This window comes from Variovorax sp. F042 (assembly GCF_057814215.1).
Genome location: NZ_JBVASX010000006.1, coordinates 347,648 through 361,770, shown reverse-complemented (window position 1 = coordinate 361,770; position 14,123 = coordinate 347,648). Strand labels below are relative to the sequence as shown.

At 66.4% G+C, this 14,123-nt stretch carries 14 protein-coding genes and 1 pseudogene; 11 read left to right on the top strand and 4 right to left on the bottom strand.

Annotated features, from left to right (window positions below; translation table 11 throughout):
* Positions 1-299: 299 nt before the first annotated feature.
* Positions 300-842, bottom strand: a complete 543-nt coding sequence (locus ACZYSP_RS21275) for a hypothetical protein (RefSeq protein ID WP_093056989.1) — start codon at positions 840-842, stop codon at positions 300-302.
* A gap of 121 nt (positions 843-963) precedes the next feature.
* Between ACZYSP_RS21275 and ACZYSP_RS21270 the strand changes: the two genes are divergently transcribed.
* Entirely contained in the window at positions 964-1,944 is a 981-nt protein-coding gene (locus ACZYSP_RS21270; RefSeq protein WP_093056990.1) for a LysR family transcriptional regulator, read from the top strand.
* A gap of 10 nt (positions 1,945-1,954) precedes the next feature.
* On the opposite strand, the gene ACZYSP_RS21265 is transcribed toward ACZYSP_RS21270, so the two are convergent.
* Positions 1,955-2,173, bottom strand: a complete 219-nt coding sequence (locus ACZYSP_RS21265; RefSeq protein ID WP_093056991.1) for a hypothetical protein — start codon at positions 2,171-2,173, stop codon at positions 1,955-1,957.
* An 80-nt stretch (positions 2,174-2,253) separates the two neighbouring features.
* On the opposite strand from ACZYSP_RS21265, the gene ACZYSP_RS21260 reads away from it, so the two are divergent.
* Together ACZYSP_RS21260 and ACZYSP_RS21255 are read left to right on the top strand one after the other, a co-directional pair.
* The gene (locus ACZYSP_RS21260; RefSeq protein WP_489016376.1) at positions 2,254-3,060 is read left to right on the top strand and encodes a metallophosphoesterase; all 807 of its coding nucleotides are present in this window, start codon (positions 2,254-2,256) and stop codon (positions 3,058-3,060) included.
* Between the two features lie 228 nt (positions 3,061-3,288).
* Positions 3,289-4,659, top strand: a pseudogene (locus ACZYSP_RS21255) (amidase).
* Here the strand turns inward: ACZYSP_RS21255 and ACZYSP_RS21250 are convergent.
* On the bottom strand, positions 4,656-5,273 hold the full coding sequence (locus ACZYSP_RS21250) for a TetR/AcrR family transcriptional regulator (RefSeq protein ID WP_489016374.1): 618 nt from the start codon (positions 5,271-5,273) through the stop codon (positions 4,656-4,658). The pseudogene ACZYSP_RS21255 and the gene ACZYSP_RS21250 overlap by 4 nt on opposite strands.
* 92 nt (positions 5,274-5,365) lie before the next feature.
* A complete protein-coding gene (locus tag ACZYSP_RS21245) occupies positions 5,366-6,100 on the bottom strand; it encodes a GntR family transcriptional regulator (RefSeq protein ID WP_093056994.1) in 735 nt (244 codons plus the stop codon).
* Positions 6,101-6,362: 262 nt separating this feature from the next.
* On the opposite strand from ACZYSP_RS21245, the gene ACZYSP_RS21240 reads away from it, so the two are divergent.
* From ACZYSP_RS21240 to ACZYSP_RS21205, 8 genes are all read left to right on the top strand, one after another.
* Positions 6,363-7,697 (top strand): aromatic ring-hydroxylating dioxygenase subunit alpha, encoded by a 1,335-nt coding sequence (locus tag ACZYSP_RS21240; protein WP_489016372.1) that lies wholly within the window; start codon positions 6,363-6,365, stop codon positions 7,695-7,697.
* A gap of 11 nt (positions 7,698-7,708) precedes the next feature.
* The gene (locus tag ACZYSP_RS21235) at positions 7,709-9,157 is read left to right on the top strand and encodes a glutamine synthetase family protein (protein WP_093174878.1); all 1,449 of its coding nucleotides are present in this window, start codon (positions 7,709-7,711) and stop codon (positions 9,155-9,157) included.
* A 4-nt stretch (positions 9,158-9,161) separates the two neighbouring features.
* The gene (locus ACZYSP_RS21230) at positions 9,162-9,485 is read left to right on the top strand and encodes a 2Fe-2S iron-sulfur cluster-binding protein (protein WP_097197466.1); all 324 of its coding nucleotides are present in this window, start codon (positions 9,162-9,164) and stop codon (positions 9,483-9,485) included.
* Positions 9,486-9,597: 112 nt separating this feature from the next.
* Positions 9,598-10,788, top strand: coding sequence for an ABC transporter substrate-binding protein (locus ACZYSP_RS21225; protein WP_489016369.1), 1,191 nt, complete (start codon positions 9,598-9,600; stop codon positions 10,786-10,788).
* 31 nt (positions 10,789-10,819) lie between these two features.
* Complete coding sequence (locus ACZYSP_RS21220) at positions 10,820-11,680, top strand: branched-chain amino acid ABC transporter permease (protein ID WP_093056999.1); 861 nt, start codon at positions 10,820-10,822, stop codon at positions 11,678-11,680.
* Entirely contained in the window at positions 11,677-12,639 is a 963-nt protein-coding gene (locus ACZYSP_RS21215; RefSeq protein ID WP_489016366.1) for a branched-chain amino acid ABC transporter permease, read from the top strand. Before ACZYSP_RS21220 ends, ACZYSP_RS21215 begins: the two co-directional genes overlap by 4 nt.
* Positions 12,636-13,412, top strand: coding sequence for an ABC transporter ATP-binding protein (locus ACZYSP_RS21210; protein WP_489016364.1), 777 nt, complete (start codon positions 12,636-12,638; stop codon positions 13,410-13,412). Before ACZYSP_RS21215 ends, ACZYSP_RS21210 begins: the two co-directional genes overlap by 4 nt.
* Positions 13,405-14,121 (top strand): ABC transporter ATP-binding protein, encoded by a 717-nt coding sequence (locus tag ACZYSP_RS21205; RefSeq protein ID WP_093057002.1) that lies wholly within the window; start codon positions 13,405-13,407, stop codon positions 14,119-14,121. Before ACZYSP_RS21210 ends, ACZYSP_RS21205 begins: the two co-directional genes overlap by 8 nt.
* Positions 14,122-14,123 lie beyond the last annotated feature (2 nt).

The following is a 14,123-nucleotide window of genomic DNA, read 5'->3' as shown; positions in this document are numbered from 1 at the left end:
GTCGCAAGCCGCTGAAGCCGTTTCAGCGAAGCCTTCGATTATGCACCGTTTTTTCAAACTGCGTCAACTTTCGAAGACTTTCTTCACCGCCAACAATCAACGCCCCAGAAGAAGCATCAACTGCCTCAAACACCAGTGGCATTCATCAGCGAAGCCCACGAGTATATGACAGATTTGGAGGTGCCATCAACCTCCAAGAACTTTTTTCGCCCAAGTTCCGAGGCACCTCCTCGAAGACTACGCTCCCCCATAAAGAAAGCCGCCCGAGGGCGGCTTTCTTACATACAGCAAGTTGCTACTTAGTAATAGCGCGAGCTGTTCATGCGGCGCATCGCTTCATAGAGCGTGGGCATGCGCACTTCCTGCGAACGGGTGCTCATGCGGGCCAGCGCGTCGATCTTGGCAGCCTCAGCGGCAGGCACCGTGCCTTCCGATTGCTGGCGCCACATCGCAGCCTGCAGCTCTTGCATCACGCGCGGGTCGCTCTTGGCGGTTTCCAGGAAGCGGGCGTCGGCGCGGGCAGCGGCACGGCGTTCGGCTGCAGCGCGCCAGGCACCGGCGATGCTGCTTTGGCGCACCGAGCCTGCGAACAGCGCGAACAAGGCGATGGCTGCGACGCAGAACACAGTCCAGGCAGCGAGCAGACCGCCTTCGTTCCAGTTGGAAACGAGCGAGTCAGTCACCACCAGCACGGCCGCCGCAATGGCGACGATCAGCAGGGCAACGAGCGGACGGGCGCCATTGGCACCGGCGCGGGCGGCCTGGATCTGGCCGAACAGGACTTCGGCGCGACGCACGCCGGGGTGGACAGTAGGTTGGTCAACGTGAACGAAACTAGTCATGATGCATCCCTCCTGGGACAGTGGTAATCAGTGGTGGCGAACAAGGCCGATGCAGTGATATTAGGGATTACCCCAGTGTTCGTCCACTTTATCTTTCTGATGTTTATCATTCACAAGACTGATGGATGTCAACTTTCGCACACTCGACCTCAACCTGCTTCGCGTCTTCGACGAGGTGATGGCGGAGCGCAACCTCACGCGCGCCGCCCGCAATCTCTCGATCACGCAACCGGCGGTAAGCAATGCGCTGCGGCGCTTACGTGAAGTACTGGGGGACGAGCTGGTGCGCCGCTCCGGCGCCGGCGTGGAGCCCACGCCACGGGCGCTTGCCCTCTGGCCGACCGTGCGCGATGCCCTGCGCCAGCTGCAGCACACACTGGCTCCCGGCGAGTTCGATGCAGGCACCGCCGACACCACCTTCCTATTAGCGATGGCCGACGCCACCGCAGCCGAACTCATCCCTGGCCTGGTGCAGATCGCCGAAAAGGAAGCGCCCGCCATTTCGTTGCGCGTGCTGCCGCTGACCACACGCGATCCGCGCCGCATGCTGGAGTTGGAAGAAGTCGACATGGCCGTCGGCTATTTCCCGGCGGTGATCGCCAGCCTCGCGGCGCGCGGGCAATCTGGGGTGGGGGTGCCGTTCGAGACCCAGCGGCTCTACCTGGGTCAGTATGTATGCGTGATGCGGCGCGGCCATCCGCTGGCGAGCGCGCCCCTCACGCTCGACGACTACTGTGCCGCGCGGCACCTGCTGGTGAGTTTTTCGGGGAGGCCCTACGGCTTCATCGACCAGACGCTGGGCGCCTTGGGGCGCGAGCGGCGCATCGTGGTGACGGTGAACCAGTTCTTCACGGCCGGCCGGGTGGTCGCCAATTCAGACCTGCTGACCGTGCTGCCCCGTCACTTCGTGACGGTGACCGGCATCGACGATCAATTGGTGCTGCGCGACCTGCCCTTCGACCAGCCGCCGGTGCACGTGGATGCCATCTGGCATCGGCGCGCCCAGCATGGGCATTCGCACGAGTGGCTGCGCAATGCGCTGTTGCGCTCGGCAGCCGCGGCTTTCGCCGGATCGGTCCTCGGGCAGAAAGTGCCCGGCTGACCGGGTTCGCTTAGCGAACGACGCTGAGCCAGGCGCTGGCTGCGGCGCGCAGTTCCTGCGCGTGGTGGGCTCCGCGGCCGGCGCGCATGTCGGCGCTTTCCATCAGCGCTGCGGCGTGGCTGGCCGGAGCATTGGCGCTGGAAGAACGGAAGAAACGGGCCACTTGGGCAATGAGGCTGAACATGACGGTGCGCGGCTCGTGGCTGCGCTGGAGTGGTTGATGTTTCAAGAATAAGGGTTATCCCTAGTTAATCAAGACAAACCTTATGCACTTCACGCATGGGGCAATTCACCTAGACTGGCCCGACGATGAAGCTGCAACTGCTCTCCGACCTGCATCTGGAGTCCCATCCCCGCTTCCATGCCGAGCCCGTGCCGGGCGCCGACATGCTGATCCTGGCGGGCGACATCGGCTCCTACCAACAAGGCTCCCGCCTGACCGATACCGATTTCGGCCTGGGCCGCTTTTCGCCTCGCAACGGCTGGCCGGTGCCGGTTGTCTACGTGCCGGGCAACCACGAATACGACAACGTCGACTTCGACGAGACCCACGACCGCCTGCGCACGCTCTGCGAAGAACTCGACATCCTCTGGCTGGAGCGCGAAACCCGGGTAATCAACGGCATCCGCTTCGTGGGCACCACGCTGTGGGCCGACTTCGACGCACTGGCCGAACCCACCGACAGCCTGGCCGAGGCGCTCAAGAAACGTGGCAAGGCCATGCGCTCGGCCGATTTCTATCTTGAAAAAGCAGCCACCATGCGTAACGGCGAACTCTTTCTCGCCGCACAGTTGCGCGACCAGGCGCTGGCCTGCCAGACCTGGCTCACCCAGGCGCTGGCCGAACCTTTCGACGGCACCACGGTGGCCATCACCCACTTTGCGCCGAGCCTCGAAAGTGCTGACCCGCGTTACGGCCTGACACCCGGCACGGCCGGCTTCTGCAATGCGCTCGACGAGTTGCTGCCCCATGCGAAGCTGTGGCTGCACGGCCACCTGCACTGTCCGTCCGACTATGTGAAGAACGGCTGCCGCGTGGTGGCCAACCCGCTGGGCTACGCACGCAACGGCGAACAGGAAGGCTACAAGCCCCAGTTGCTTATCGACGTGCGCTGACCGGCCGCACCGTCGCGCAGACGGTAACGGCCAGCAACGCGTTCGCCACCACGGCTGTGTAGACTGGCCGAGCCCATCTCACCGATGGAGGAGAGCGCCATGACGCAACAGCAACAACAACGACGCAACTTCCTGCAGCAGACCGCCGGCGCCGCCGCGGCCACTGGACTGCTCTCCTTGTGGCCCCGGGCCTTCGCCCAGGGACCGAACGAAACCGCCGGCAGGGCCATGGGCCAGCTGTCGATAGCCGAAATGTCGCGCCGCCTCGCCGCCGGCACCCTCAGCAGCAGCCAACTAGTAGAAGAAGCACTGGCCGCCATCCAGAACCCCGCGGGCGAAGGCGCGCGCACCTTCATCCGCGTGCACGCCGATTCGGCCCGCGCCACCGCCGCACGGCTCGACGCCGAGCGCAAGAGCGGCCGCCCGGCCGCCTCGCCGATCGCCGGCATCCCGATCTCCCTGAAGGACCTGTTCGACGAAGCCGGCATCACCACGCTCGGCGGCTCGATGGTGCTGGCCGGCCAGCCGCCGGCGGCGCGCGATGCCCTTGTGGTCGAGCGGCTGCGACGCGCCGGCGCGATCATCATCGGGCGCACCAACACGGTCGAGTTCGCCTACACCGGCCTGGGCGTCAACCCGCACTACGGCACGCCGAAAAATATCTACGACCGCGCAACAGGCCGCATCCCGGGCGGCTCGACCTCGGGCGGCGCGATCTCGGTGACCGACGGCATGGCGGCCGGCGCCATCGGCACGGACACCGGCGGATCGCTGCGCATCCCGGCGGCGCTCAACGGGCTGGTGGGCTTCAAGCCGACGCAGCGGCGCATTCCGCTCGACGGCGTGATGCCGCTGTAGACCTCCTTCGATTCGGCCGGGCCGATGGCATGGACGGTAGAAGACTGCGCCCTGCTCGACGCCGTGCTGGCCGCCGAACTGCAGCGCCCGCTGCGTGTGCTGCCGCTGCGCGGCCTGCGCTTCGCGGTGCCCAAGACCTTCTTCCAGGACGATCTGTCGCCGCCCGTGGCCGCGGCATTCGCGTCGGCGCTGGCCAAGCTCTCCGCCGCCGGCGCGACAGTCACCGAACTGCCGATGACCGAGTTCGCGAAGGCGCCGACCATCAACCCGCGCGGCATGATCACCGCCGCCGAAGCCTTCACCTGGCACCGCGACTTCATCAAGACAGGTGCCGCCAAGTACGACCCGCGCGTGCTGGCCCGCATCAAGACCGGCGAAACCATCACCGCGCCTGACTATCTGCAGCTGCAGGCGCTGCGCCGCCAGTTCATCCGTTCGATCAACACGGCCGCCGTGGGCTACGACGCGATGCTGATGCCCACCACGCCCGATATCGCTCCGCCGATCGCCGAGGTTCTGAAGGACGACGACACCTACTACCGCATCAACGGCCGCATGCTGCGCAACCCCTCGGTGGTGAACCTGTTCGACGGCTGCGCGCTCTCGGTGCCCTGCCACGACGCGGGCACGGCGCCGGTCGGGCTGATGGTGGCCAGCATCGGCAACACCGATCACCGGCTGCTCGCGGTGGGCGCAGCGGTCGAAGCCGTGGTGACGCCGCGGCGCGCGCTCAGCAGCTAGCGCGCGGCCAGGCCGTCGAAGCAGGTTGCGAGCACAAGCTCGACGATCTGCTCGTCTGTCTGCAGCCCGCCGGCCTTCAGGAAACCGAGCACCGGATCGCAGGCGCGTGCGAACAACGTGTAGAGCACGGCAATCGCCGGCAGCTTCGGGTTGAGCGAGCCGTCGGCCTGCGCCGCCTGGATCCAGCCGCCGAGCTGGTCGCTGATGGTGACCAGGCGGTCGAGATATCCCCGGTTGTTCATCAGCGCGGCGCGCAGGCTCGAGTTCTGGTGCGGCAGCGAAGGCATCTCGCCGGCCAGCTGCATCTGCATGGCCCAGCGCACCACGGCGCGCAGCTTGTCGACGGGCTTGTTCTCGGCCGGCACCGCGGCAAGGAAATCCAGGGTGCGCTGCATGATGCGCACCATCGCGGCGGCCGCCAGGTCTTCCTTGCTGGGAAAGTGCTTGTAGAGGCTGGCCTTGGCGATGCCGACCGTTGCGGCCACCTCGTCGACCGTCATCGATTCGAAGCCCTTCTCGGCGAGCAGGCGGTTCGCGGTCTGCACGATGGCCTCCTCGCGGGCCTGCAGCATCTGTTCCTTGAACGAGGTCTTGGCGGGGGCGGTGGCACTCATGCCGGAAATTCTAGTCTCGCCCGTCGCTGGGCAGACGGCGTGGATGCCGAAATACCAGCCAGTCTTATACAGACGCGCCGGTTTGCCCGATCTCAGGCGCCCCTGCCCTTGGACACCAGGCGGATGCCCGGCATCAGCTCGGCCGCCAGTTCCGGGCGCTCGAGCGCGTAGTCGAGGTTCATGCGCGCGATCTCGACATGCTCCTCGCCCAGCGCCTGCGCCCGCGAGCCTTGCCCGCGCTCGATGGCCTGCACGATCGCGTGGTGCGTGCGGTGCGCCTGCCGCATCCATTGCTGGCCCTCTTCCATCGACGACTGCATCGGCAGCATCGCGCTCGGAGCGGCAAAAGGCTGGCCGCCCAGCATGTCCATCACCCGCTTGAGCGCGAGATTGCCGCAGCCTTCGACGATCAGCTTGTGGAAGCGGTCGTTCATCTCGACGTAGGCCGCGTAGTCGTCGATCTCCATGCTGGGCTTGTTCACGGCGCGGTCGCCGTCTTCCAGGCACTCTTTCAGGTCGCGCAGCAGCTGGCGCGATGCACCGTCTTCGGCCAACAGGCGCGCGGCGAAGCCTTCGATCACGCCGCGCACGCGGATGGCGTCGGCCACTTCCTGCGAGGTGAAGCGGCGCATCTGGTAGCCGCCGCTGGGCGATTGCTCGATCAGCCCTTCGTGCTCCAGGCTGGCCAGCGCGAGCCGCACCGGGGTGCGCGAGGCTTCGAGCTTCTCGGCGAGCGGGATCTCGGCCAGCCGCTCTCCGGGCACGAATTCGCCCTTGAGGATCATGTCGCGCAGTTGCACGAGCACGCGGGATTGTTGGGAGTCCATCGGCGGATTCTAGGAGACGAGCCCGACACTGCACGCAGCATATTTAGCTTGGCTCGGTTGTTGCATGCATTGCGTCACAACAAGTGTCAAAAACTAACGAGCAGCTCAGCGTTTACCCTGATTTTTGCCTCTTCGAGCTCCAAATCGGGGCGAAATCGCAGATGAAAGTTTGACCCGGATCGAGGATCACCAAGACAATGCATACAGTTGCATGCAATAGCTGCAAGCCTCTTTCCACAGTCCCCACGATGGAGCCCGCACGATGATCAGCGCAGAGCAGAACGATTTCATCACCCGCGTCGGACCCGGCGCGCCCGCCGGCAAGCTGCTGCGCCGCTACTGGCAGCCGGTGGCCCTGGCCGACGAACTTGCGGGCCCGCGCCCGGTCAAGCCCGTGAAGCTCATGGGGCAGGACTTCGTCCTGTTCCGTGACGAGAACGGCCAGCTCGGCATGCTCGACCGCGACTGCCCGCACCGAGGCGCCGACCTCGCCTTCGGCCGGCTCGAAAACGGCGGCCTGCGCTGCGCCTTCCACGGCTGGCTGTTCGACGCCAAGGGCAATTGCCTCGAAACCCCGGCCGAGCCCGCCACCAGCAAGCTGTGCAGCCGCATCAAGCAGTCGGCCTATCCGGTGGTCGAAAAAAGCGGCGTCGTCTTCGCGTTCATCGGCGAGGGCGAGCCGCCCGCCTTCCCCGAGTTCGACTGCTTCGTCGCGCCCGACAGCCACACCTTCGCGTTCAAGGGCCTGTTCGAATGCAACTGGCTGCAGGCGCTCGAAGTGGGCATCGACCCGGCACACGCCTCGTACCTGCACCGCTTCTTCGAGGACGAAGACACCTCCGGGAGCTACGGCAAACAGTTCCGCGGCGCGTCGGCCGACTCCGACATGCCCATCACCAAGGTGCTGCGCGAGTACGACCGTCCCGACATCAGCGTGGAGCCCACCGACTACGGTTTCCGCCTGAAGGCGCTGCGCAAGCTGTCCGAAGACACCACCCACGTGCGCGTGACCAACGTGGTGTTCCCGCAGGCTTTCGTGATCCCGATGAGCGCGGAGATGACCATCTCGCAATGGCACGTGCCGGTGGACGACACGCACTGCTACTGGTACGCCATCTTCACCAGCTTCACCGGCCCGGTCGACAAGCAGCAGATGCGCGACCAGCGCCTGAAGCTCTACGAGCTGCCCGACTACACCTCGCGCAAGAACAAGCGCAACAACTACGGCTACAGCATCGAAGAGCAGCTGACCGAAACCTACACCGGCATGGGCGACGACATCAACGTGCACGACCAGTGGGCGGTGGAGTCGCAAGGCGCCATCCAGGACCGCACGCGCGAGCATCTGGGCAGCACCGACAAGGGCATCATTGCCTACCGCCGCGTGCTGGTGAAGGCCATCGAAGCCACGCTGGCCGGCGAGAGCGCGCCAATGCTCATCGACGCCGCACAGGCCAGCGCAATGACCGGCCCGCCCTCCATCGACGGCATCGGCCGCAACGTCAGCGACGAGGCAGCCACCGAGGCCTACTGGCAGGACGCCGACCGCGCGCGCCGCCTGAAGTCCGACTGGGCCTCCGCACGGCTCGCCGCCTGAGCACGCACGCCATGAGCAGCAGCCACACATTCGTCGACCGCTTCGGCCTCTGGTCCGACGACCAGCATGCGCAGGCCAGGGAGCTGGTGCGCCGCATCGATAGCGGCGAGGTCGACCTCGTGCGCTTCGCCTGGCCCGACCAGCACGGCATCCTGCGCGGCAAGACGCTCGTCGCCACCGAGGCGCGCTCTGCCCTATGGGAAGGCGTGAACCTCACCTCCACGCTGCTCGCCAAGGACACCTCGCACAAGACCGTGTTCCCGGTGTTCACGCAAGGCGGCGGCTTCGCCATCGAGGGCCTGCAGGGCGGCGCCGACTTCACCATCGTGGCCGACCCCGCCACCTTCAAGGTGCTGCCGTGGTCGCCGCGCACCGGCTGGGTGATGTGCGATGCCTACATGGCCGACGGCAAGCCCTGCCCCTTTGCCACGCGCCAGATCCTGCAGCGCGCGGTGCGCCAGCTCGACGAGTTGGGGCTGGACTTCATCGCCGGCCTCGAGGTGGAGTTCCACGTCTTCAAGCTCGACGACGCCCGCATGGGCCTGGCCGATTCGGGCCAGCCCGGCGAACCGCCGCGCGTGTCGCTGCTGTCGCACGGCCACCAGTACCTCACCGAGTTGCGCTACGACCGCGTCGACGGGCTGATGGAACTGCTGCGCTCGAACCTCATCGCGCTCGGCCTGCCGCTGCGATCGCTCGAAATCGAATTCGGCCCGAGCCAGTTCGAGCTGACCTTCGGCCCCACCGCCGGCGTGATGCCGGCCGACACCATGGTGCTGCTGCGCAGCGCCATCAAGCAGATCTGCCAGCGCGCCGGGCTGCACGCCACTTTCATGTGCCGCCCGAAGATTCCGAACGTGATGTCCAGCGGCTGGCACCTGCACCAGTCGCTGCGCCGCAAGAGCGACGGCGTCAACGCCTTCATGCCCGAGGCCGAAGGCCAGACCCTCAGCGAGATCGGCATGCATTACCTCGGCGGACTCAAGGCGCATGCCTGCGGCGCCGCGGCGCTGGCGAGCCCCACCATCAACGGCTACCGCCGCTACCGCCCCTTCTCTCTCGCGCCCGACCGGGCGATCTGGGCCAAGGACAACCGCGGCGCGATGCTGCGCGTGCTCGGCGGCGTGGGCCAGAGCGCCTCGCGCATCGAGAACCGCGTGGGCGAGCCGACGGCCAACCCGTACCTGTACCTCGCGTCGCAACTGTTCTCGGGGCTCGACGGCATCCGCAACAAGACCGACCCTGGTCCTTCGGCAGATGCGCCGTACGAAACACCGGCGGAGCAGTTGCCTCGCTCCCTGAGCGACGCCCTCGCCTGCCTGCGCAAGGACGAGATGCTCAACACGCAGATGAGCAAAGTCTTCATCGACTACCTCTGCCACATCAAGGAAGCGGAAATCGCCCGCTTCAACCTCGAAGTCTCGGAGTGGGAACACCGCGAGTACTTCGACATGTTCTGAAACCATGCCCACGATCCACTACATCCTCAAGGACGGCACCTCCCGCGAAGTCGACGCCAAGGTCGGCGCCAGCGTGATGGAGACCGCCATCCGCGGCAACGTGCGCGGCATCGACGCCGAGTGCGGCGGCTGCTGTTCCTGCGCCACCTGCCACGTCTACGTGGACGACGCCTTCATCGACCTGCTGCCGCCGCCCGACGACATGGAGAGCGCGCTGCTCGACGCCGTCGCGTCCGAGCGCAGGTCCGGCTCGCGCCTGAGCTGCCAGCTCAGCGTGACCGCAGCCTTCGATGGCCTCAGGGTCCGCGTGCCCGATACCCAGATTTGAAGGACGGCTCGGGCATCATCGCCCGCTTTGTTTGCATATTCGGTTACATGACAGCGGCGCCCGACGTGGCGCATCCACTCCACCTGAAAGGCGTTTTCCCGTGAACCCAACGATGACCAAGAGAACCATCCTCTCGACCCTGCTGCTCGCCAGCCTCGGCCTGCTGGGCGCCACGGCGCACGCCGCCGACGAGCCGCTGCGCATCGGCCTCATCGCCACCTACTCGGGCCCGTACGCCGACTACGGCCGCCAGTTCGACGCCGGCATCGCGCTCTACCTGAAGGAGCACGGCGGCAAGGTGGGCGGCCGCACGGTCGAGATCATCAAGAAGGACACCGCAGGCCCCGCGCCCGACGCCGCCAAGCGCATCGCGCAGGAGCTCATCGTGCGCGACAAGGTGAACGTGCTCACCGGCCTGGACTTCAGCCCCAACGCGTACGCCGTGGGCGCCATCGCCACGCAGGCGAAGATTCCGACGATCGTGATGAACGCGGCATCGTCGGCCATCACCACCAGCTCGCCCTACGTGGCGCGCCTGTCGTTCACCGTGCAGCAGGTAACGGACCCGATGGCGCGCTACATGCTCAAGGAAGGCATCAAGGACGCCTACACCGTGGTCGCCGACTACGCCTCGGGCGTCGATGCCGAAACCGCGTTCAAGAAAACCTTCACCGCCGGCGGCGGCAAGGTCTCGGGCGAAGTGCGCACGCCGATGAACAACCCCGACTTCTCCGCCTACGTGCAGCGCATCAAGGACGCCAAGCCCCAGGCCGTGTTCTTCTTCTTCCCCTCGGGCGTGATGCCGCCGGCCTTCCTGAAGGTGTGGAAGGAGCGCGGCATGGAGCAGGCCGGCATCAAGCTCTACGCCACGGGTGAAGCCACCGACGACAGCTACCTCGACGCCACCGGCGACGTGGCGCTGGGCCTGGTCACCAGCCACCACTACTCGTTCGCGCACCCCTCGCCCAAAAACCAGAAGTTCGTGAAAGACTTCGCCGCCGACAACGGCGCCAAGCTGCGCCCGAGCTACTTCGCCGTGACCGCCTACGACGCCATGGCCGCCATCGACCTCGCACTGGCCAAGACCAAGGGCGACGCCAGCGGCGACAAGTTCATGGAGGCGTTGAAGGGCCTGAGCTTCGAGAGCCCGCGCGGCCCCATCGAGATCGACCCCGCCACGCGCGACATCGTGCAGACCGTCTACATCCGCAAGACCGAGCGCGTGAACGGCCAGCTGGTGAACGTCGAGTTCGACAAGTTCGACCGCGTGAAGGACCCGGCCAAGGAAGCCGCAGCCAAGTAAGCCAGCCAGTTCGTCAGCCAGCAGGAAATTCATGGGCATCGTGATCTTCGATGGAGTGGCCTACGGCATGCTCCTGTTTCTCATCGGCGTGGGCTTGTCCATCACGATGGGGCTCATGAATTTCGTCAACCTCGCGCACGGCAGTTTCGCGATGGTGGGCGGCTACGCCGCGAGCGTGCTGATGAACCACTTCGGCCTGGGCTTCGGCCTCTCGCTGGCGGCGGCCTTCGCGGCGGCTGCCGTTGCGGGTGCGGTGCTGGAGTTCGTGTTCTACCGTCGGCTGTACCGCGCGCATCCGCTCGACCAGGTGCTGCTGTCGATCGGCGTGGTGTTCGTGTCGATCGCCGCCTTCACGTATTTCTTCGGCCCGACGATGCAGCCCTTCACGCTGCCGCCGGCGCTCGACGGGCAGATGTCTCTGCTGGGCCTCGAAGTGGGCCGCTACCGCCTGTTCCTGATCGTCTGCGGCGTGGCCGTGCTGGCCGCGCTGCTGCTGGGCCTGGGCAAGACGCGCTACGGCGCGATGGTGCGCGCGGCGGTCGACAACCAGCGCGTGGCGGGCGGCACCGGCATCAACGTGCAGCGGCTGTTCTTCCTGACCTTCTCTCTCGGTTGCGGCCTCGCGGGGCTCGGCGGTGCATTGAGCCTGGGCATGCTGGGGCTGGAGCCGTCGTTCCCGCTCAAGTACCTCGTCTACTTCCTGATGGTGGTGTGCGTGGGCGGTGCGGGCACCGTCACCGGGCCCTTCATTGCGGCTCTGCTGGTGGGCATCGTCGACGTGGCGGGCAAGTACTACCTGCCGGAAGCGGGCGCCTTTCTCATCTACGTTTTCATGATCGTCATGCTGCTGGTGCGGCCGAACGGCATCGTTGCGAAGAAGGGGCTCGCATGAAAGCCCTGCATCTTTCTCCCGCGCACCTGCGCATCGCCGAAATCGCTTTCTGGCTGGCACTCGCATCGAGCTTCTTCCTGCTGCCCGACAAGCTCACGCTGATGAGCCAGATCATGATCTTCGGCCTGTTCGCCGTGTCGCTCGACATGGCGCTGGGCTACGCGGGCATCCTCACCGTGGGCCACGCGGCCTTCTTCGGCGCGGGCGCCTACGCGGCCGGATTGCTGGCCAAGTACGGCTGGAGCGAGCCCTTCAGCGGCCTCGTGTTCGCGCTCGCAGTGTGCGGCGTGCTCGGCTATGTATTGAGCTACCTCGTGGTGCGCGGCGCCGACCTCACGCGGCTGATGATCACCATCGGCGTGTGCGTGCTGCTGTACGAGTTGGCCAACCGGCTCTCGGGCATCACCGGCGGCACCGATGGGCTACAAGGCGTGGTCATCGCGCCGGTGCTCGGCCTCTTCGACTTCGACCTCTACGGCAAGACCGCATTCGGCTATGCCTTCGGCGTGGTGCTCGCGATGTTCCTGCTCGTGCGGCTCGTGCTGCGCTCGCCCTTCGGCCTGGCGCTGCGCGGCATTCACGACAGCCGCAAGCGCATGACGGCCATCGGCTCGCCGGTGGAGGCGCGGCTGCGCATGGCATACGCCTTCTCGGCCGCGGTGGCCGGCGTGGCGGGCGCGCTGCTGGCGCAGATCACGCAGTTCGTCGGCATCGAGTCGATCGGCTTCAACCGCTCGGCCGAGGTGCTCATCATCCTGGTGCTCGGCGGCACCGGGCGGCTGTACGGCGGAATGATCGGCGCCATCGTCTACATGCTGGTGCACGACTGGTTCGCGGACATGAACCCGCAGTACTGGATGTTCTGGCTCGGCATCTTCCTTATTGCGGCCGTCATGCTGGGCCGCGGCGGCATCATGGGTGCGCTCTCGCGTTTCGTTCGCATAGGGAAGGCGCGATGAGTTCCACCACCACGCACACGCTGCGCACACACGGCCTGGGCATCCGCTTCGGCACCTTCCAGGCCGTGAGCGATGTGAACCTCTCGCTCGAACCCGGCGCGCGGCAGGCGCTGATCGGCCCCAACGGCGCGGGCAAGACCACGCTCATCAACCTGCTTACCGGCGTGTTCAAGCCCACCAGCGGCAGCATCCACATGGGCGATCGCGACATCACGCGCCTGCCTGGCGACAAGCGCGCGCGCATGGGCCTGGCGCGCACCTTCCAGATCAACACGCTGTTCCCCAGCCTCACGCCGCTGTTGTCGGTCGTGCTGGCAATCAGCGAGCGCGAAGGGCTGGGCGCCACGTGGTGGCGGCCGCTCAAGGGCTGCACGGCGGTGTTCGACGAGGCGCATGCGCTGCTCGGCACGCTCCGGCTCGACAGCCTCGCCGACGTGCCCGTGGCCGAGCTGGCCTATGGCAAGCAGCGGCTGCTGGAGATCGCGCTCGCACTCGCGGCCAAGCCCCGCATCCTGCTGCTCGACGAACCCGCTGCCGGCGTGCCGGAGGACGAGAGCGGCGAGCTGTTCGAGGCCATCGCTGCGCTGCCGCCCGACATCAGCGTGCTGTTCATCGAGCACGACATGAAGCTCGTCTTCCGCTTCTCGCGCCGCATCTCGGTGCTGGTGGGCGGACGCATCCTGACCGAGGGCACGCCTTCGGAAATCGGCGCCGACCCGCGCGTACGCGAGGTCTATCTCGGAAGTTCACCCCGCCATCACCACCATGCCTGAAGCACTCGCCTTCGACCAGGTCACCGCCGGCTACGGCAACGCGGTCGTGCTCGACCGGCTCGACTTTTCGCTGCCGCAAGGCGAGAGCCTCGCCATCCTCGGGCGCAACGGCGTGGGCAAGACCACGCTGCTCGAAACGCTGATGGGCAACACCCGCGTGATGCAGGGCTCAATCCGCTGGCAAGGCGCCGACATCACACGCTGGCCGTCGCACCAGCGCGTGCGCGCGGGGCTGGGCTGGGTGCCACAGGAGCGCGAGGTGTTCCCTTCGCTCACCGTCGAAGAAAACCTCACTGTGATATCGCGGCTCGGCGGCTGGAACCTGAAGCGCGTCTACGACTTCTTCCCGCGCCTGCGCGAGCGGCGCGGCAACTACGGCAACCAGCTCTCCGGCGGCGAACAGCAGATGCTCGCCATCGGCCGCGCGCTGATGACCAACCCCAAGCTGCTGCTGCTCGACGAGCCGATGGAAGGCCTCGCGCCGATCATCGTGGAAGAGCTGGCTGCAGCGATCCGCCGGCTGTGCGAGTCGGAAGGACTGGCGTCGATCGTGGTCGAGCAGCATCCGGTGCTCGCGTTGGAGATGACGCACAAGGCGATCGTGCTGGAGCGCGGCACCGTGGTGCATGCGGGGCCGAGCGCGGAACTCGCGGCAGACAGGAATCTGCTCGAAGGCTTGCTCGGCGTGGGAATCGCCGAGCAAGCCTGACG